The sequence below is a fragment of the Rhodococcus sp. no. 34 genome (genome assembly GCF_054589475.1).
Window position 1 is genome coordinate 237119 of record NZ_BAAILK010000026.1, and the last position, 19000, is coordinate 256118.

The window sequence follows — 19000 nt, forward strand, 5'->3', positions numbered from 1 at the left end:
GACCTGCGATTGCACACCGAACAGTCCGTTTCGCGCTGTCGCGCGAGCACGAGATTCGCTGCTACCGTGGGTCGCTGGTCCGGGACCTAGGGCCCTAAAACTGGTTCACGTGTTAACAGTCGGAGGACAAGGGAGCAATGCAGGAACGTGCCAAGATCAGTCGCCGACAGATTCTTCAAGGTGCTGCTGATCGGTTCGAAGTCACGGGGTACGGCAGCACGAGCATGAATGACATCGTGTCCGCGGCGCAGATGACCAAGGGCGCGGTCTATTTTCACTTCTCGTCCAAAGACGAACTGGCTCAGGCGGTGATCGAAGAACAGCACCAGATCTCGATCAGTGCCTTCACCGCAGTTGCAGCCACAGGCGCACCGGCACTGGAACAGCTCGTCATGGTGTGCCACGAGATGGGCCGCCAACTCGTCGCAGAACCTATTGTTCGTGCGGGAATCCGACTTACCCTCGAGTTGGCCTCTGCCGACGGTTCGCAAGGCCCGTACGTCGCGTGGATCCGCGAGCTTCGAAAACTGGCCGAGGCCGCGAAGCTCGAAGGCGACATCCGCGACGATGTGGAGCCGGAATCGGTGGGTCGCGTGGTGATCTCGGCATTCACCGGCGTTCAACTGGTTTCGAACGTGCTCACCAGACGAAGCGATTTGAACGACCGTATCGACGAATTGTTCACCCTCCTGTTGGCAGGCGTGGTCTCCGACAAGCGACGCAGCGCCGTCGCCGAACTGGTCGGATGTCGCCTCGAAACTTATGCGTCCTGATCCGGAGAACACCCCGACGCCCGGATGATTCGGCGCAACAGCACCGAACCGTGCGCCAACCTTCGTCGATTCGTACAAGACCCCCCGTCGTCGACTCACTATCGTCAGATCCACGAATAACCCAGATACATGGATACCGACGAAAGGGCTTCTCGAATGACCGAAACCGCCACGTACGTTGAGAGCGCACAGCAGGAGATCGCTGCTGTACTCGCCGAAGCGAAGACCGATGCCTACGTCCACGCACGCGACATCGATTCCGGCGAAGAGTTCGGCTACGGCGCGGACGAAGGTGTCATCCTCGCCTCCGTTTTCAAGATTCCTGTTGTGCTTCAGTACGCCCGTGAAGTAGCGGCAGGCACCCTTGATCCGACCGAGCACGCCACGGTGACCGCCGAGTTCCGCTCCGGCGGCATCGGTATCGGCGGCTGCGCCGACGACGTGACTGCAAGCTGGCGAGACCTCGCTCTGCTCATGATGAGCTTCAGCGACAACGCCGCCACGGATTTCTTGTACGAGCGTCTCGGACTCGACAACATCGTCGCAACGCTGCGCGGGCTCGGTTTGGAGAAGACCAACTTGGTCCGTGACTGCCGAGGCCTCTTCAAGACGGTCTACGACGACCTCGGCGTCGACAAGGGCACCTTGCTGGAAATGCCCCCCATCGAAATTCTTCGGACAATTTCCGTCATGGATCCCGCCCGCTCCAATTCCAGTACTCCTCGTGAGATCACAATGTTGCTGGCTGCAATCTGGAGGGATGAAGCCGGCCCCGCATCGGCTTGTGAAGAGGTCCGAACCATCATGAGCAAGCAGGTCTGGCCGCACCGCCTTTCGTCCGGTTTCCCCGACGAGGTCACTGTCGCCGCCAAGACCGGAACGCTGGGACTGGTACGAAACGAAGCCGGCGTCGTGGCGTACCCGGACGGCAAGCGTTACGCCGTCGGTGTCTTCACCAAGTCCCACGAGCTCACCCACCGCGCCCCGAAGATCGACGCCTCCATCGGAACCGTCGGCCGCATCGCTGTCGAAGCACTTCGCAACAACAGCTGATCTGAACCCACTGACAAAGAATGCGGGTCGCGCTGAGAAATCAGTGCGACCCGCATTTTTTGGCTTTCGAGCTAGCGTGGACCGCGCAGACGAAGATGCACCATCAACCGGAAGCGGACGTTGGGGTCGTCGAGATCCAACGCGGCCATACCCTTCAACTTGCTGAGGCGATACCGAAAGGTGTTGGGGTGCACGTGCAATGACGCCGCGGCGTCACCGACATCACCGAACGCGTTGAGCCACGCATCGAGAGTGTCCACGAACGAGGTCGCATGAGCGGCGTCGTGGCTGGCGATCGCCTCGATCGGTCCGAGGTCCGAGAACCCTTCGGCTGCAGCTTCCGACGCGATCTCCAACAGGATGGCATCGACGTGGACGCTACTGAAGGTGGCGACGCTGCCCGACGCTCGTCCCGCCAACAACACTTCGAGGGCATGTTCGGCGTCGCGCTTCGATCGGCTCAACTGCGCCGGTCTGGTCACGACTCGGCCGATCCCGATGATCGTGTCGCCGGACGCTCCGGTCCGGTCCAGGAAGTCCGAGGCCACACGGAACGCCTGCAACTCGGCTTCGGCCGGGGAATGCCCTCGCACAGACAGCACCGCGTAGCCGGTTCCGTTGACCAAGGCTGCCGCCGACTGCGAGTGGACGGCGCCGAGGTGCATGGCCAGAGCATCGGTCAGTCGCACCACGTGGGCGGCATCGTCCGGCTTCGACGATCCTTCGAAAGACCTACGACCCAAAGCCATCACGAGTGCGGGGCCGGTCCCGAGGCCGAGGCGATTCATCGCGTCGACCGCACCTGACCCACCGTCGAGAAGGGTTGCGATCAGGTCTGCGCGCAGTCGGCGCTCGGCGTCGGCGCCGCCGCGCAACCGCAACATCTGCAGCGCGATCAACCCGGCTGAATCGCGCAGAGCACGCATCCGGTCGTCGGACATCGGCTCACCGGTTGCCACCCACATGGAGCCGAGGAACTCGTCGCCGGCTCTGATGGACACGGCGATACGACCCATTTTGGTACCGAGGGTCTCGGCCGAGACCCACACCGGATCGTCGCTGCGATAGAGCCGGTCGAAGACCCCGGCCTCTTCGAGCACTCGAATGTACTGGTCAGGAACTTGCCGCTCCAGAACGGTCGCGATACGTGGACCGTCTCCTTCTTCCTGGCGGCCGGAGAAGGCGATGACCCGTGAGCTTCGGTCCTCGATCGTGATCGGCGCATCGAGAAGTGCGCTGACAGCGTTGGCGAAGGCGAACAGATCGCCGGCCGGGCCACCTCCGCGTGAGTGGATGTGCCCGACTTCGTTTCGGGCCGAGAGCACCGAATGAAGCAGGCTTGTCAGCTGAACCCACGAGACTCCACGCGCCAAGGCCAACAGCACGACGCCCGAGGCGATGACGGATTCGCGGTCCGCATCGCTGACCTCGGTGGTCACTCGCGCGACCACCACGCGTACTCCGCGCTCGGCCAGGCCGGCCACGGACTCCGCGATACGTTCGCCTCCGGTGACGCCGACGAGCAGCACCATGGAGTCCGGTGTCGAGGGTGAGTCGTCGTCGGGGTCGTGAATGACCACCGAGGCGATCTCCTGGACCGCCTCCGGGTCGCCGACAACCGGATTCAGCACCGTAGTTCCCACGTCTTCGAGAAGCCGCACCAAACTGATGCGAGGTCGTACGGTGCCCACGTCTATCACTCCTTCGTCCTGTGAACGAAGTGTGTCATAGTGATTCGTCAAAGCCGATCCATGCCGATCCATTCGACCGACGTGGTAATTGCTTCGAGCAGGTCGGGGATCGGTTCGACGCCGATACCCGGTCCTTCCGGAACCTTCACGTAACCGTTGTCGAGTACGAACGGCTCGGTGATGTCTTCGGCGAAGTACCGGTCGGAAGCCGATGTATCGCCTGGTAGGACAAATCCGGGGAGCGCGGCAAGCGCGACGTTGGCGGCCCTGCCGATTCCGGTCTCGAGCATTCCGCCGCACCACACGGCAATTCCGTTGGCCTTGCAGACGTCGTGGATACGACGCGATTCCAGATAACCGCCCACACGTCCCGGTTTGATGTTCACCACGCTGCACGCACCGATGGCCAGCGCGTCGGCCGTGACCTTCGCGGAGGTGATCGACTCGTCGAGGCAGACCGGCGTCCGCATCATCTCGGCCAGCCTGGCGTGGCCTCGCAGTTCCTCTTCGGGAAGCGGCTGCTCGATCAGCAGGAGGTCGAAGTCGTCGAGCCGCTGGAGATGGCGCGCGTCAGCCAGGGTGTACGCGGTGTTCGCGTCGACCTGGAGGAGTACGTCGTCGCCGAACCTCTCGCGGACGGCGCGAACCGGCTCGATGTCCCAGCCCGGTTCGATCTTCAGTTTGATGCGCAGGTATCCGGCATCGATGAAGCCGCCTACCTCCTCTAGCAGCTCATCGATCGAATTCTTGATACCGACCGAGACACCCGCGGGTACGCGATCGACTACTGCACCCAGGTACGAAGACATGTTCGTCCCGGCAGCCCGTAACTCGGCGTCGAGAAATGCGGTTTCCAGTGCCGCTTTGGCCATGGGGTGCCCGGCGAACTGTTCCATCGTCGCGCTCAGTGCGTGCACGTCGGGATCGGTGAGTTCACCCAGAGACGGAATCAGGAACTTGCGAAGAACTTCGGCGGCGCCGTCCGTGTATTCGGAGCAGTAGCGAGGCTCGGACATCGCCACGCACTCGCCCCAGCCCTCCGACTCCGAGGTGACCACCTTGACGAACAACACGTCCTTGGTGGTCTCGGTGCCGAACGAGGTTCGGAACGGCGCCTTCAACGGCATTGCTGCCCGGCGTAATTCAACTCCGTCGATCTTCACGATGTAACCTCCGCTGTTGTCCTGCCTGCCTGTGTTCCCGGCGCACGGTCCAGCACGTACTTTCCGGTCCTGGTGACTGCGAGAACCACTCCGTTCTCGGCGAGCACACCCCCGAGAGTCTCGCGGACTGCCAGGCGCCAGTCGTTCGCTGCCGCCGGGTCCGACTTACGCAGTGTGTACACGTCATTCGGTGTAGCCACCGTGACGAAACGATTCTTGGTCGACTTCAACACGGGCAGGCCGGCTTCGGAGATCGACAACAGTTCGCTCGCTCCCAACGACTCGGGAGTCGGGACCTCTCCCGAACCGGCGACGACGTCGGAAACCTTGCTGCTACCGATTTCCCAGTCGATCAGCAATCGGTCGCTGTCTGCGCCGCCGTTGAGACTGTCGTTCATCGGCGCGTAGAAACGCGGCAGATACTGGATCGGGAACGCACCGAGTTTCGAGACGTTGAAGTAGGCATTGCGTGCGACGAGCGGGTCGAAAGTCCACCGCACATGGAGAATTCCCCGTTCCAGTGCCCACGCTCGCTGGAACAGTTTCAACGCGAGGCCGATGTGCCCGTTCTGCACGTTCGGGAGGATCCCCGTGATGTGCGAATGCAACGAACGGTGTTGCGGTTCCTCGAAGAATGCAACCGAGCCGCCGATCAAATCTCCACCACGAAACGCGCCGGCGACGTAGTTACCGGAGTGTGCGAGCGCTTTCATCATGTCCCGATGGACGGGAGGGTTACCGCTCTCCGGCTGCCATACCTTCTCGAACAGACCGAATACCTGTTCCAGCTCGGCATGCCCGGTGACGGTTTCGATAGTCACACATGCAAGCAGGGCGGCCTGCTCGGCCTGGCTGATTGCTTGCCGCATCCTTGAAGGCGATACACCTCCGAATGGTTGAACGGTCTTGCGTTGGACATTGTTCGGCGACGTCATAGTCACAGTCCTCCCTCCAGGATTCGAGTCACCAGACCGGCCAACAAGGTGGCGCGCGGGATCATCTGATCTATCTCTACGTGTTCTGTCGCTGCGTGGGCGCCACCGCCGACGGCACCGAGGCCGTCCAACGTGGGAGTTCCTACTGCGGCAGTGAAATTTCCGTCCGATGCACCGCCGACGGCGCAGTCGCGCAGCATCCCCAAGCCGCTCTCACTGCTGACCTGGTGAGCGAGAAAGTACAGCTTCTCCGAAGACACTGATTCCAGTGGTCCACGGTTGGGGCCTCCGGACACCGAAATTCGACTTTCGGCCAGCGCCGGTGTCAGTGCACGGATCGAACGGTCGATGCGTTCCTGTTCCTTCGCCGACCACATGCGAACGTCACACCACAGTTGCGCTTGCGCTGCAACAGTATTGGTGGTCGTGCCGCCACTGATCACGGACGGAACCACCGACGTTCCCGCCGCCGGGTCCGCGAGCTCCACCACGGCCTGAATCTGATGTGCGAGCTCCACTACAGCGTTCACACCTCGTTCGGGTTCCAGTCCGGCGTGTGCAGCGCGTCCCTCGATGTCGACGCAGTACAGCGACATACCCTTGCGCGCGGTCTTCACTGCGCCGTCGGCTGCGGCTTCGAGGACCAGCACCGCGTCGACCTGACGTGCTTGCTCCTCGATCAGTGCGCGCGAGGTCGGGGAGCCGATTTCCTCGTCGGAATTGAGGAGCACGACCACCCCGTCGAGCGACGGAAGCGATGCGAGCGCGTGGAAGAGCTGGACGATGCCGGCCTTCATGTCGAAGACTCCGGGTCCGGTGGCGATGTTGTCGGTGACAGACCAGGGCAACTCCGCGAGCGTTCCGAGCGGCCAGACGGTGTCGAAATGGCCCAGGAGCATCACCTTCGGCTCCGCGCCGAACGACCAACGCAAGTGCTGGCGCCCGTCGATGCGGATACGTTCGGGGGTGCTTCCGAGGTGGCGTTCGCCGATTTCGGCCACCACGTCCGCACATGCATCGACTGCGCCGAGATCGGAACTGGGCGACTCGGCGGTTACCAACGCCGCCAGGTCTGCCACCATTGATTTCTTGTCCACTCCGACGCTCTCCTGTCACCGACTTGCAACTTCGCAGTCAAGCTTGGTCGAAGCGACCCTGTCGGATCTTGTCCAAGACTCCTGTCCTTCGGGCTCGGATTCGTCGTGTGTCACGAACAGCTGGGTGTCATCAAGCAGCTGGGTGTCATCAAGCAGGTGTGTCAGGTACCGATCTCTGTTCGGGCGGCAAACAGCTCGGGAAAGAAGCTCAACTCCAGCGCACGTTGCAGGAAGCCGGCACCACCACTCGAACCGCCGGTCCCCTTCTTCATGCCGATCACCCGCAGCACGGTCCGAAGGTGCCGGAACCGCCACAGCTGAAAGCTCTCCTCGAGGTCGACCAACTCCTCGAACGCCTCGTACGCCGTCCAGTGCTGTTCGACGTTCTCGTAGATTGCTTTGACCAGCGGAATCAGTTCGTCGTTTCGCACGTAGGGCGCGCTGACGTCTCGTTCGAGAGCCGACGCCGGAACGTCGTACCCCTGCCTGGACAGGTACCGCCAGAACTCGTCGTACAGTGTCGGCTCCCCGAGCAGGGTCTCCAACAATCGATGGGCGGACGGATCCGATTCGAACACCTTCAGCATGCCCGCGGTCTTGTTTCCGAGCACGAATTCCACGGCGCGGTACTGGTACGACTGGAACCCCGATGAGTTGCCGAGAACGCCCCTGAACTCCGCATACTCCGCCGGCGTCAGTGTCGCCAACACCGACCACTGCTCCGTCAAGGTGGCCTGAATGTGTTTGACACGTGCGATCCGCTTGAACGCGACCCGAATGTCGTCGGCAGCGATCGCTGCTCTGGCCGCCCGAATCTCGTGGAGAAACAGCTTGAGCCACAACTCGCTGGTCTGGTGCTGAATGATGAACAAGAGTTCGTCGTGGTGTTCCGGCTCGCTCACCGGGTGCTGCGAATCCAGGAGGGTATCGAGTCCGAGGTAGGCCCCGTAACTCATCTTCCCGGAAAAATCGGTGACGACGTCGTCTTCGATCTTTCGTGTGCCGTCCGTTGCCGACATCTTCGGTCTCCTTGTCAGAATTTCGCCGGGGTCTGCGGAACGATCATGGCCACCAATGCGGCAGCGCTCGTCGCTCCGACCAGGACTCCGAATGCAGCCATGTACGAGAACTGGTCCACCATCCATCCCATCACGAGCGGGGTGATGAAACCGGCGAACTGACCACAACCGTTGATCAAACCCATTCCGGAACCGAGGAATTCGGCCGGAAGTGCCCGCAACGGCATCGCGAAGATCGACATCGAACACAGACCGCTGATGCCTAGAGCCAACGTCTCGTAGAACGTGAACATCGCGACGGTGTCAGCGGTGGTCATCAGGAACAAAAGGACTGCCGACGTGGCCATACACGGAACCAGAAGGATCCTGGCCCGGTCGTGGAAGTACTTGTCCACCAACCGCCCGCCCACAATCGTGGCCAGCGCCGTGACGATGAAGGGAATTGCGGCAAAGATTCCCGTGTCGATCAGCGAGAGTCCCTTGTCGTTGAGCAGATAACTCGGCACCCAGGTCATCAGCCCGTACGCGGACATGTTGGCCAGGCAGAACAGAATCGCGAACTTCCACACCGACGCGGACTTGAACACCGCGGCGCGAGAGTGCTCGCTCGCCAGAGGTTGCAAGGCTGCCTCGGGATCTTCCGAGATTTCCGTGTCCAGCGGTGCGGGCAGCACCAACCACACCACCGTGCCGATCACTGCGCCGACGATCGCCACCAGCCAGAACGCGTCACGCCACCCCACGGCCATGAGGACCGGCGCGATGATCAGCGGTGCGATGCCGGGGCCGAGGTTGTTGGCGCCGAGCATGAAACCCATCGCGGTCGCTCTGGTTTTCGGACGCGTCCGCTCAGCCAAAGCCTTGAACGACGCCGCTGGAAAGAGCCCCTGGCTGATGCCGAACATCGCACGCATGACCATCAGCGAGACGAGACCCCACGCGAACCCTGTCAACGCTGTGAACACCGACCACAGGATCAAAGCAACGATCAACAGGGGCCTGGGTCCGAAGCGGTCGGCCAACATTCCGCCGGGGACCTGCCCGAGCATGTAGAAGATCGCGAATACCGAGACCACGCCACCCAACTGCGTACTGCTGAGCGAGAATTCGTCGCCGATCATCGGAAGCGCAAGCCCGATCATGACGCGATCCACCATGTCGATCAACCAGATGGTACTGAGCAGCCCCACCGTAACGGTGGTCGTACGACGAATCGACCTGTTGTCCATCATATTTCGAACCGGACCGTCGCTCGCCCGCGACGGCGCTTCCACTGTGACGCGTTCCGCCTTCATCAAGCCTCCCGAATTGTCTTGTGCCGCATGGACTGGAACATTGAAAAGACTGATGAAGTGTGACAGCGAACACGTCTACCGCATTGGTCCGTTTCACCAATAGCCGAAGCAACGTTTGGTCGGTCGGAACATGTTCTGCCCCAAGAGATGACAAATGCCGCCGGCGCACACGGCGTCGGCGGCATTTCGCGATGGAGTCGCTACTTCACTACGTGCGATTGGCGACTGCCACGATCGTCGAGACGCCTGCGGCTGCAAGCCGGGCATTGACAGTGATCAGACCGAGAATGTCGTCGACGCTGCCGAGTGTGTGCGAAATCGTACGATCCGAAATCCGTCGCGAGCCGGGAACAGCCTCGGCGAGTTCAGCTCCCGTGGTGGTGGGGTGAACGATCTCGAGGGTCCATTCGTCACGCAGCTCGACCGGCTTCAGTGTGTCGGCCTTACGCACTGCGCGCTCGGCTCCTGCTCGGATCTGCTCGCACGCCAGCGACGGCGGCAGCGAATTGGTTGCCGACCATCCATGTGCCTTCTTGACCTCGACGGTCTCGGTTGTCGGCGAGGCCGCGTCGACCAAGCCGCAGATGATGTCGTCACCCGTCACCAGGCCGACGGGAACGCCCTGGGTGGCAGCGTAGAGGGTGTTGACGTCGGTCTCCGAGACGGACTTGCCGTCGAGGCGGACGTCGGCGAACAAGCTCGAGAACGTGTGCGCCAGGACGCCGGGCCCACCGGCTGGTGCGTGATAGCCGACAAACAGAGCGACGTCGTGATCGGACGTCAGTCCCTCCGCCATGCACTGCATCTTCGGTGTTCCGAAGATCAGACGCGCCCGTGGATCCAGGTCGGCGTGAAGCAGATTGTCCATCGTTCCGTGGCTGTCGTTGACCAGGACGCTCGTCGCACCGGCGTCGAACGCACCGGCGATCGCGGCATTGGTCTCGGCGGTCATGAGCATCTGCGCACGGTGGTAGCCGCCACCGCCGCGGATCGTCTGATCGAGCGTCGCGATACCCGCGATACCCTCCATGTCCACCGAAATATAGACGTGCATTCCTGTCCTCCATCGATCTCAATCGGCTGAATTGATAACTTCGCTTTCACCTTCACACTCGAGCGCATCCGTTTCTTGTCCGCTCGAACGGTGAGTCGGCCTCCATTTGGGACGTTCACACCAGAATCCGATACCCGAGCCGTGAAACCATCGGGACATTCGCCGGGCCAGGCGGTTCGACCAACGACAGGAGTGCAGCGCTGATGCAGGTCCACGACATCGTGTTCACCGGCGGCCGTGTCGTCGATCCCGCATCGGGGACCGACGAGGTTCGGGGCATCGCGATCACCGACGGCAAGGTCTCGGCGTGGGGTCGCGACGCGATCGAAGCCCGGCAGACGATCGACGTGACCGGTCAGGTCATCTGCCCCGGATTCATCGACCTGCACAGCCACGGACAGGAAATCGCCGAGCAGCGACTTCAGGCATTGGACGGAGTCACGACGGCCCTCGAACTGGAAGCCGGCGTCATTCCTGTTGCAAAGGCATATGCCCGGGCCGGCGCCGAGGGCCGCCCGATCAACTACGGCTACGCGACGTCGTGGGCGCACGCCCGAATGATCGAACTCTCAGGGGCCGATCCCGACGGCGACATCAGAACGCTCCTGCACCATCTCGGTTCCCCGAGCTGGCAGGGCGAGCCCACCGCCTCTCAGCGCGCCCACATTCTCGAACTCCTCGAAAACGATCTGGCCGCAGGCGCTCTCGGCATCGGCGTGGTGGTCGGGTACGCGCCGAAATCCGATCCGGTGGAGTACCTACAGGTGGCGGATCTCGCGGCGCGAGCCGGTGTTCCCACCTATACCCATGCGCGCCCTCTCATCTCGGCCGATCCGTCGAGCCCGGTGGATGGTGCCGCCGAAATCGCCCGTGCAGCAGCCGAAACCGGCGCACACATGCACTACTGCCACGTCAACAGCACCTCGGGAATGCACGTCGACCACGCGCTGTCGGTGGTGGCACAGGTTCAGGCAGCCGGATCGCGCGTCACGACGGAGGCGTATCCGTACGGTTCCGGGTCGACGGCCGTCGGAGCTGCATTTCTCGATCCCGACAAGCTGCACCTGATGAATCTGACACCACGGTCGCTGACATTCGTACCCACCGGTGAACGTATCGCGGACCGCAAGCAGCTGGAACATCTTCGGGCCACAGACCCCGGTGGGTTGGTGCTGGTGGAGTTCCTCGACGAGAACGACACCGTGCAGCGCGAATTCCTCGAACGGGCGATGACTTTCGATCGCGCCGCCATCGCGAGCGACGCGATGCCACTGACCTGGCCCGGCCGTTCGCCTGCCGACGCATTGCAGTGGCCACTGCCGGAGAAGGCACTCGGCCACCCCCGCGGCGCCGGCACCTATGCACGTGCGATTCGTACGCTGTACCGCGAGCGTCGGCTGCTGTCGCTGTCGGAGATCATCGCGCGCTGCTCGTTGATCCCTGCGCAGATTCTGGAGGAGTCGGTTCCCTCGATGGCGACGAAAGGCCGGATCAGCCCCGGTAGCGACGCGGACATCCTCGTTTTCGACCCCGAGCGAATCACCGACAACGCCACGTACATCGACGGCACCCGCCCCTCCACCGGTATCAGCCGCGTGCTGGTCGGCGGAGTACCCGTCGTCGAAGACGGTGTCGTGGTCCAGGACGCGTTGCCTGGTCGCCCGGTACGCCGCTCGTAGCCGGATCTCATTCTGACCTGCATAGTTCTGACAGAAAGTCACCACACATGAACACATCGTCTGCAATCAACGGCACAATCGATGCCATGACGGATTTCGCGAACCCCCCGATCGGTTGGCAGCACAAGGCCTTCGGCACAGACCTCGAAGGTCGCGACGGTTCCGACCTCGAGCCGCTGGGGATCTCGGCACTCGACGGCAACCTCCTGCTACCCGTGATGACACTCAACCGTGCAGCGATCGCGCACAATGTCGACCTCATGGCGCAGTTCTGCTCCGACCACGATGTGGATCTGGCGCCTCACGCGAAGACCACGATGAGCCCCGAACTGGTTCGACGGCAACTCGACGCCGGGGCTTGGGCGATGACAGCCGCAACCGTTGCGCAGGCACGCATTCTGCGTGAGTTCGGTGTGGACACCATCATCATCGCCAGCCAGGTTCTCGATCCCGCCGGTACTCGGTGGATCTGCGACGCCCAGGCCACCGACCCCGATTTCTTCGTCGCCACCCTCGTGGACTCGGTCGAGAGCGTCCGCCTGATGGAACAGTTGATCGCGAAAGTCTCACCGGCCAGCCGTATCCGGGTTCTCGTCGAACTCGGCTACGACAGCGGACGCGCGGGCGCTCGCACTGTCGAGCAAGCACTCGACGTCGCACGCGCAGCATCGCAGGCACCTTCGTTGATTCTCACCGGAGTCGAGGGGTTCGAGGGCATGATGCCCGGAGCCTCGGTAGCAGCCCGCCGTATCTCCGTCGATTCGTATCTCAAATCCGCGCGGGTTTTCACGGAAATCTGTGTTGCCGAGAACCTGTTCGAGAACAACTCCGCGAAGGCTCCCCAGCCACTGGTCACTTTCGGCGGCAGTGCGTTTCACGATCTGGTTGTACGCGAGCTGGCCGGCCGATGGGCACTCGACAACGGTGTACGCATCGTGCTGCGCAGCGGTTGCTATATCACCCATGATCACGGTCTCTATGCCGAAACTTCGCCGTGGGCTGACGGTCCGCGAACTCTGCAGGGAGCCGCAGAGGTCTGGGGCGTAGTGCTCTCCATACCTGAACCCGGACGGGTGATCCTGGGCTTCGGCCGCCGCGATGTCGGTTCCGACGCAGGCTTTCCCATAGTCCTGTGGCGCCGACGCGACGGATCCAACCGATCAGCGCGAGAGCTGACGATCACCGCACTCAACGACCAGCACGCGTACGTCGACGTTCCGGCTGACTTCGACGTGAAGGTCGGCGATCTGCTCGGTTGCGGAATCTCGCATCCCTGCACCACATTCGACAAATGGTCACTGATTCCCGAGGTCGATTCGGATTACCGCGTCGTCGGTACGGTGCACACCTACTTCTGAGGGGACCGGTTGCGGTAATCCGGCGTCAGTCGTCCTTCGGGTCACGCGGCAATTCGACGCGGAACGTCGTCCCCTGCCCGAGGGAGGTCTCGACGCTGACGGTTCCGTCGTGCGCTGCAACCAACGCCGAAACGATGGACAGGCCGAGACCGGCGCCCCCGGTCTCACGGGTGCGAGAGGTGTCGGCGCGGTAGAAACGCTCGAAGATCCGCGCGGCATCCTCGTCACTCAAACCCTGACCGGTATCCGAAACCTCGACCACCGCGGAGTTCTCGGTCGTACCGACACGAACGGTGACCTGCGCATCCGGCGGCGTGTGTTTGATCGCGTTGCCCACCAGATTGGCAACTACCTGACGCAGTCTGGCCTCGTCACCATGCACTTCGGGCAGGCCTGGGCCGCCGGTCATCTGAAGTTCGACAGTTCGATCCGGTGCGATCGCTCGTGCCGCCTGTACCGAATCCGCCGCAACTGCAAGCAGATCCACAGGCTTGTTCTCGAGTGGACGCTGTTCGTCGAGTCTTGCCAGCATGAGCAGATCTTCGACCAGAAGTCCCATCCTCGACGCCTCGCCCTCGATCCGGTTCATCAGCGTTTCCGTATCAGTCATGGCGCCTTGGCGATACAACTCGGCGAACCCACGAATAGTCGTCAAGGGTGTGCGCAACTCGTGGCTCGCGTCGCCGACAAACCTACGCATCTTCTCCTCGGAACGCCGGGCCGATTCCTCCGAGGCCTCGGTCGCGGCAAATGCGTGCTGAATCTGCGCGAGCATTCCGTTGAGCGCCACGGACAGTCGACCGACCTCGGTGCGGTCATCGCGCTCCGGAACACGTCGATGAAGGTCGCCGGCGGCAATGGCAGCGGCAGTTTCCTCCACTTCGACAAGCGGACGGAGGCTCCGACGAACCACGAAATACGCTGCGCCGCCGAGGATCAGCAGGACAACCAGGCCGATGCCGAGTTGCAGGCCGACCAAGTCGTCGACGGTCTGCTCGTTATCCGTCAGTCGCACACCGATAGTCGTGGTCGTGCCGTCGCGGACCGTCGTGAGAACCCGCCAGTTCACGTCCGAACCGTCGCTCGATCCGACGGTGATCGGGCCGTTGGTGGAATCTTTCGACAGGTCGGGTTCGGTCGTCGTCGACTTGTCGTTCAGGATGATCACCCGTCCGTCCGGGGTCACGGTCCGAACGAAGAAGGGGCTGGGTGGGCGGGTGCCCGGGCCGACGTCACTGGGCGGCTGCAGATCTCTGCTGTGCGGCTTTGCCCAACCGTCGACCGCTTCGTACAGCGTTTTGTCGGTTCGCTGGGTCAGTGAATTCTCGAGAGCAGAAGTGACCGCTACACCCGACGCCAACAGACCCAGCGCGGCCAACACCAGCAAGGCCGCAACCAGGGTGAAGCGCAGCGGCAGTGAATGGAGACGGAAACGACCCCGCTTCGGAAGCTGATCGTTTTCCGCGGCGGCGATCATTGCCGCGGTTCACGCATCACGTAGCCGACCCCACGCAATGTGTGAATCAGCGGTGTCTCCCCCGTGTCCACCTTGCGCCGCAGGTAGGAAACGTAGGACTCGACAACTCCGACCTCCCCACCGAAGTCGTAATTCCAGACGTGGTCGAGAATCCGCGGTTTGCTGAGAACCGTCCCGGCGTTGACCATGAAGTATCGGAGCAGTGTGAACTCGGTGGGCGAGAGTGCAACCAACTCGCCCTTCTTCCAGACCTCGCGGGTGTCGTCGTCGAGTTCGATGTCGGCGAACTTCACCCGCGGCGACTGCTCCGGCGCGACACCGCGACCGGCGCGGCGCAGGATGACCCGCAACCGCGTCACGACTTCTTCGAGGCTGAACGGCTTGGTCACGTAGTCGTCCGCGCCGAGGGTCAGGCCGCTGATCTTGTCGTCGAGCGAATCCTTCGCCGTCAGAAACAAGACCGGCGCGTCCACGCCGTCGGCGCGCAGGCGTCGAAGCAGACCGAAGCCGTCCATCCCGGGCATCATGACGTCGAGAACGATCGCGTCGGGACGGAATGTCCGTGCGACGTCCAGGCCTTGGGCGCCGCTCGAAGCAGTTGCCACCTCGAAACCCTGGAATCGGAGGCTCACGGAGAGCAACTCCACGATGGTGGGTTCGTCGTCGACAACGAGGATGCGGGCTTCGGGGGTCTTGTCGGTCACGAGAACCATCTTCTCCCCTGCCACTGGATTCCCGCTGTATGTTCCCTGGGAGCTTCCTGTGAACGGCCGGGTGCAGGTGAAAAGCTGCCAGCAGGATCCCGGCGAGGATCCAGGCTTCGATCGGCTGGCAAGGCACACGTGACATCAGCGGATTCAGCTACTTCAACGCACTGTCGATGGAGACTGCATTCGCGGACGCTGCGGTGTGGGTCGCCGACGCAGTTCAGACAAATTTGGCCGGCTACGACTTCGTTCAGTGGCCGAGTCGAGGACGCCATCTGCTGGTTCCTCGACTTCGAGACGGGGAACCGGTGTGGATGGATCCGCACGGCGATGTGACGATCAGTCGTATCGGCGGGTTGTGCAAAAATTCGACGAATTATGCACCAACGTAGCCCAGTTCAAATCGCTCAGCTCTACGTTTCGGTGGCGTCCGCGCTGGTCGGCGGTGTGGTAGCCGCGTACGCAGTGGCCGAGTCCCGAGTTGACGACTTCTCCTTCTCCGACGCCGGCGTTATCTCGGTGGTGATCACGCCGCAGTGGGCGGGAGCAACTGCCGCGGTGGTTGCGGCCGTCGGCGTAGCGCTACTGCATCGCTGGGGACGTGGCGGTCTCGCGAGTGTCTTCGCTGTAGTCGGCGCCCTCGCTATCGCGCTACCTGCATTCGTCCCCGTCTCCGCCCAGATTTCGGTGACTCTGAACGCAATCGGAGCAGGCGCTTTCCTCGCGGCAGCGGCATTTCCGACGAAGGGTCACCGCGGAGCACAAACCGCTCTCGGACTCGGCGTAACCACGACGACCCTGTACTTCGGCGCAGCGGACTTATGGCGCGATCGCGTCCCCAGGTGGTCGCTCACACTTCCGGGCGATTCCTACCCCGTGCCGTCCACGGTTCCCGTCTGGATTCTGCTCGCCGCAACTCTTCTCGTGGGTGGAGTCGCCGCACTCGCACGACCGAATCAGGAGCCGGGCGACATCGACGCCCGCCTGGTGAGGCTGGGAGTTGTTCTGCCCCTGGTATTCACGGCTCTCTATGTGTGGTTGGGCTCGACGACATCACCTGGGTCCTGGGTGATCGCGGTGGTAATGGCGGTTGCCGTTACCGTCGCACTGGCTTGGCGGTTGCCGCCACACGACGGTCGTTTCGTACTCGCCGGACTGGCAGTCAGCGCGGTTTCGGTCAGCTCGATTTCCTTTCCATCCGACTGGACCTGGGCGATGCCCGCGGGAGCTGCTGCCCTGGCGTTGGGCGTCGTCGTCGGCTGGAGAAGTCCGATGCCGCAACTCGGGCTGGGACTCCTTGCCGTGACTGCACTCTCGGGATTGCTGGATGCCGCCCCGACCACGGTTGCCTACGTCCTAATCCTCCCACTTGCGCTGGGACTGGCCGTCACGTCATGCATGCCTGTTGCCGTCGAAGCAGTCTCGAGCGGGGCGATGCTGCCCGTCGCTTTCACGTTGTTCTCGGTTTCACCGACCTTCTTGGACCCGGGCTCGCGGGAATTCGGGTGGTCTACCGGTCCGCTCGTCGAACACGGACCGGCCGCCGTGAACACGCCGATTCCTCTGGCTGTTCTCGCTGCGACGGCGACGATCGTGGTGGCCGTGACGAGCATCCATCTGAAGCGGGTTCGACCGGCGGTGGTGACCTAAATCGCCAGCTGATCGGGTCGGAACGCAGAATTCTGTTGCTATGGTTGGGTGGTCAACGACGACATCCGGACGAGCGCACCGTACCCGGCCAGCGAAAAGACGGTGCCTTGGGAGTTGTTCACCATGGCATGGATCGTGCTCGTCATTTCCGGACTTTTCGAAGCTGTCTGGGCTACCGCACTCGGTAAGTCCGACGGATTCAGCAAGATGTCACCCACCGTTGTCTTCATCCTCGGCCTGATCGTCAGTATGGCCGGCCTCGCGTATGCAATGCGCACCCTTCCCATCGGAACTGCGTACGCGGTCTGGGTCGGCATCGGCGCCGCCCTGACCGTCGGATACGCGATGATCACCGGTGCGGAGTCCACGTCGGTCGTCAAGATTCTGCTGATCCTCGGCATCGTCGGTTGTGTGGTCGGTCTGAAGGTCCTTCACTGACCGGCGATCCTGGTGAGTGTTTGTGTGTTACCGGTTACAGTTAACGCATGAAACTGCTGGAGATGCTCACGCTTCCCCTACGCGCGGGCATTGCAGCCGCAGAGATCAGTTTGGGAATCGCCGAGCTGACGGTCACGACAGTTCGTATCGCCGTCGGTAATACAGGCGCCGTGACGGCGGGTGCTGCTGGCCTGGCAAGCCCCCGCGGACCCATGCAGATGATCCAGCAGTTGTCATCGCTTACCGCTGACGATCGGCCCATCGGGCAGGCCTTGGCCCCCGGTGGGCCACTCGATCGACTTCTCTCCCCCGGCGGCCCGGTCGACAAACTGACTGCACCCGACGGCACTCTCGAACGACTACTCGCTCCCGGCGGACCACTCGAAAGACTTCTTGCCCCCGGCGGACCGCTGGATAGGGTGCTCGCCGAGAACGGCGCATTGGAACGCTTGCTCGCGCCGGACGGTCTCCTCGACCGAATGATGGCGGAGGACGGTCCGCTTGAACGCCTGACAGCGCAAGACGGTGCCGTCGAACGCCTGACTGCCAAGGACGGTGTCATCGATCGCGCACTGGCCGAGAACGGCATCCTCGAAACACTCCTGGCAGAGAACGGCGCCTTCGAACGGCTCATCGCCGAAGGCGGCCCGCTTGACCAGATCGTTGCACTGTCCGACACCTTGACTTCCCTCGCTCCCAACCTCGAGCGGATGAGCGCAAGCATCGAGGTCCTTCAGGAAACCGTCGGAATCCTCAGCGCTGCAGTCGGTCCACTCGGAGAACTTGCCGGCAAACTTCCCAATCGGTGGCTCAAGAGCAAGAGCGACCGCCCAGGGCCTGACCTTCCGATCGAATCGGCATAACAAACGGTTACTCGCCGATTACGCGGTCAGTTGTTGATCACGATGTTGAGGTTGATGATGATTCCGCCGAAAGTCAGGATCGTGTTGGCCAAGCCAACGGTCATTCCACTGTTCAGAGCCGCGATCAGTCCGTTCATCGTCGTATCCCCTTCACTATCTACGGGTTACGCGTACAAGATTGTGCGCTGGCGCTGACAATAGGCCAAGTTCGTGACCTGCGCGCCATTGCGGAGAAAACTTGTACCCCGGTCGCAGTTTCCACGTTAACTGTTGCAGGACAACATAATTCCAAGATCGGCGCACTACCCGCTAACGGCCGAATCAAACATCACGATTGGGCATACGCAGTCCACTTCACATAACCGTCCGCCCCATCAGACACTTGTCCATCGAAACAGAGTGCACAACAGTTAGTCCGGTGCAACAATAAGACGAATCGGACATGCCTGCGACGTGATGGGGAAGGGTGGTTGAGACAATGACGGCGCCGCGCATCGCCAGAGGACACCGCGGCCCTACCGGGGGCCGAAATTCCGCGTCGCAGGACAGCCTGGACGCCGCCTCGGACGCCCTGCAATCGCTGTACGCACACCTCGATCCACATGCCCAGGCCGAGCAATTTCTCGAACAAGTCTGCAGGCATGCCGTCGATCTCATCGCCGACGCCGACATGGCCGGAATTACCATCGGCGGTTCGGACACGACATTCCGAACCGTCGCCGCCACCCACCAACTTGTTCGCACCGTC

At 62.3% G+C, this 19000-nt stretch carries 16 protein-coding genes, 1 pseudogene and 1 riboswitch; of the genes and pseudogenes, 8 read left to right on the forward strand and 9 right to left on the reverse strand.

Annotated elements, in window-relative coordinates; translation table 11 throughout:
• Window positions 1-137: 137 nt before the first annotated feature.
• Complete coding sequence (locus ACYP01_RS10210) at window positions 138-773, forward strand: ScbR family autoregulator-binding transcription factor (RefSeq protein ID WP_007734383.1); 636 nt, start codon at window positions 138-140, stop codon at window positions 771-773.
• 156 nt (window positions 774-929) lie between these two features.
• Complete coding sequence (locus tag ACYP01_RS10215) at window positions 930-1826, forward strand: serine hydrolase (RefSeq protein ID WP_007734380.1); 897 nt, start codon at window positions 930-932, stop codon at window positions 1824-1826.
• Between the two features lie 71 nt (window positions 1827-1897).
• Here ACYP01_RS10215 and ACYP01_RS10220 read toward each other — a convergent pair whose 3' ends face one another.
• The 7 genes from ACYP01_RS10220 to ACYP01_RS10250 form a co-directional block, all read right to left on the reverse strand.
• Entirely contained in the window at window positions 1898-3517 is a 1620-nt protein-coding gene (locus ACYP01_RS10220; RefSeq protein ID WP_003945928.1) for a PucR family transcriptional regulator, read from the reverse strand.
• 47 nt (window positions 3518-3564) lie between these two features.
• Window positions 3565-4680, reverse strand: a complete 1116-nt coding sequence (menC, locus tag ACYP01_RS10225; protein WP_459679786.1) for an o-succinylbenzoate synthase — start codon at window positions 4678-4680, stop codon at window positions 3565-3567.
• Entirely contained in the window at window positions 4677-5549 is an 873-nt protein-coding gene (locus tag ACYP01_RS10230; RefSeq protein WP_047889271.1) for a GNAT family N-acetyltransferase, read from the reverse strand. The genes menC and ACYP01_RS10230 overlap by 4 nt, the downstream gene beginning before the upstream one ends.
• Before the next feature lie 68 nt (window positions 5550-5617).
• Window positions 5618-6712: a M20 family metallopeptidase gene (locus ACYP01_RS10235; RefSeq protein WP_003945833.1), complete on the reverse strand. Its 1095-nt coding sequence runs from the start codon at window positions 6710-6712 to the stop codon at window positions 5618-5620.
• Window positions 6713-6873: 161 nt separating this feature from the next.
• Window positions 6874-7731 carry a tryptophan 2,3-dioxygenase gene (locus ACYP01_RS10240; protein WP_459679789.1) on the reverse strand — a complete coding sequence of 286 codons (858 nt, stop codon included), beginning with the start codon at window positions 7729-7731 and terminating at the stop codon, window positions 6874-6876.
• A gap of 14 nt (window positions 7732-7745) precedes the next feature.
• Window positions 7746-8963: an MFS transporter gene (locus tag ACYP01_RS10245; protein WP_231782956.1), complete on the reverse strand. Its 1218-nt coding sequence runs from the start codon at window positions 8961-8963 to the stop codon at window positions 7746-7748.
• A gap of 271 nt (window positions 8964-9234) precedes the next feature.
• A complete protein-coding gene (locus ACYP01_RS10250; protein ID WP_007734371.1) occupies window positions 9235-10080 on the reverse strand; it encodes a M55 family metallopeptidase in 846 nt (281 codons plus the stop codon).
• Between the two features lie 203 nt (window positions 10081-10283).
• Between ACYP01_RS10250 and ACYP01_RS10255 the strand changes: the two genes are divergently transcribed.
• A complete protein-coding gene (locus ACYP01_RS10255; protein ID WP_204856176.1) occupies window positions 10284-11759 on the forward strand; it encodes an amidohydrolase family protein in 1476 nt (491 codons plus the stop codon).
• An 86-nt stretch (window positions 11760-11845) separates the two neighbouring features.
• On the forward strand, window positions 11846-13117 hold the full coding sequence (locus tag ACYP01_RS10260; RefSeq protein ID WP_459679794.1) for an alanine racemase: 1272 nt from the start codon (window positions 11846-11848) through the stop codon (window positions 13115-13117).
• 25 nt (window positions 13118-13142) lie between these two features.
• Here the strand turns inward: ACYP01_RS10260 and ACYP01_RS10265 are convergent, their stop codons facing one another.
• Window positions 13143-14594: a sensor histidine kinase gene (locus ACYP01_RS10265; protein ID WP_003945873.1), complete on the reverse strand. Its 1452-nt coding sequence runs from the start codon at window positions 14592-14594 to the stop codon at window positions 13143-13145.
• Window positions 14591-15307 carry a response regulator transcription factor gene (locus ACYP01_RS10270; RefSeq protein ID WP_007734368.1) on the reverse strand — a complete coding sequence of 239 codons (717 nt, stop codon included), beginning with the start codon at window positions 15305-15307 and terminating at the stop codon, window positions 14591-14593. Before ACYP01_RS10270 ends, ACYP01_RS10265 begins: the two co-directional genes overlap by 4 nt.
• A gap of 372 nt (window positions 15308-15679) precedes the next feature.
• On the opposite strand from ACYP01_RS10270, the gene ACYP01_RS10275 reads away from it, so the two are divergent.
• From ACYP01_RS10275 to ACYP01_RS10290, 4 genes and pseudogenes are all read left to right on the forward strand, one after another.
• On the forward strand, window positions 15680-16951 hold the full coding sequence (locus ACYP01_RS10275) for a hypothetical protein (protein ID WP_459679798.1): 1272 nt from the start codon (window positions 15680-15682) through the stop codon (window positions 16949-16951).
• A 43-nt stretch (window positions 16952-16994) separates the two neighbouring features.
• A riboswitch (guanidine-III (ykkC-III) riboswitch) is annotated at window positions 16995-17060 on the forward strand.
• A gap of 14 nt (window positions 17061-17074) precedes the next feature.
• Window positions 17075-17389, forward strand: coding sequence for a DMT family transporter (locus ACYP01_RS10280; RefSeq protein WP_020906330.1), 315 nt, complete (start codon window positions 17075-17077; stop codon window positions 17387-17389).
• Between the two features lie 47 nt (window positions 17390-17436).
• Entirely contained in the window at window positions 17437-18252 is an 816-nt protein-coding gene (locus ACYP01_RS10285; protein ID WP_003945831.1) for a hypothetical protein, read from the forward strand.
• A 478-nt stretch (window positions 18253-18730) separates the two neighbouring features.
• Window positions 18731-19000: pseudogene (locus ACYP01_RS10290) on the forward strand (GAF and ANTAR domain-containing protein); the annotation flags it as partial.

Excerpts from the sequence above, each read along its gene's own strand:
- ACYP01_RS10210 (WP_007734383.1), top strand. The coding sequence starts at position 138 with ATGCAGGAACGTGCCAAGATCAGTCGCCGACAGATTCTTCAAGGTGCT.
- ACYP01_RS10215 (WP_007734380.1), top strand. The coding sequence starts at position 930 with ATGACCGAAACCGCCACGTACGTTGAGAGCGCACAGCAGGAGATCGCT.
- ACYP01_RS10230 (WP_047889271.1), bottom strand. The coding sequence starts at position 5,549 with ATGCGGCAAGCAATCAGCCAGGCCGAGCAGGCCGCCCTGCTTGCATGT.
- ACYP01_RS10240 (WP_459679789.1), bottom strand. The coding sequence starts at position 7,731 with ATGTCGGCAACGGACGGCACACGAAAGATCGAAGACGACGTCGTCACC.
- ACYP01_RS10245 (WP_231782956.1), bottom strand. The coding sequence starts at position 8,963 with ATGATGGACAACAGGTCGATTCGTCGTACGACCACCGTTACGGTGGGG.
- ACYP01_RS10250 (WP_007734371.1), bottom strand. The coding sequence starts at position 10,080 with ATGCACGTCTATATTTCGGTGGACATGGAGGGTATCGCGGGTATCGCG.
- ACYP01_RS10255 (WP_204856176.1), top strand. The coding sequence starts at position 10,284 with ATGCAGGTCCACGACATCGTGTTCACCGGCGGCCGTGTCGTCGATCCC.
- ACYP01_RS10260 (WP_459679794.1), top strand. The coding sequence starts at position 11,846 with ATGACGGATTTCGCGAACCCCCCGATCGGTTGGCAGCACAAGGCCTTC.
- ACYP01_RS10265 (WP_003945873.1), bottom strand. The coding sequence starts at position 14,594 with ATGATCGCCGCCGCGGAAAACGATCAGCTTCCGAAGCGGGGTCGTTTC.
- ACYP01_RS10270 (WP_007734368.1), bottom strand. The coding sequence starts at position 15,307 with ATGGTTCTCGTGACCGACAAGACCCCCGAAGCCCGCATCCTCGTTGTC.
- ACYP01_RS10275 (WP_459679798.1), top strand. The coding sequence starts at position 15,680 with ATGCACCAACGTAGCCCAGTTCAAATCGCTCAGCTCTACGTTTCGGTG.
- ACYP01_RS10280 (WP_020906330.1), top strand. The coding sequence starts at position 17,075 with ATGGCATGGATCGTGCTCGTCATTTCCGGACTTTTCGAAGCTGTCTGG.
- ACYP01_RS10285 (WP_003945831.1), top strand. The coding sequence starts at position 17,437 with ATGAAACTGCTGGAGATGCTCACGCTTCCCCTACGCGCGGGCATTGCA.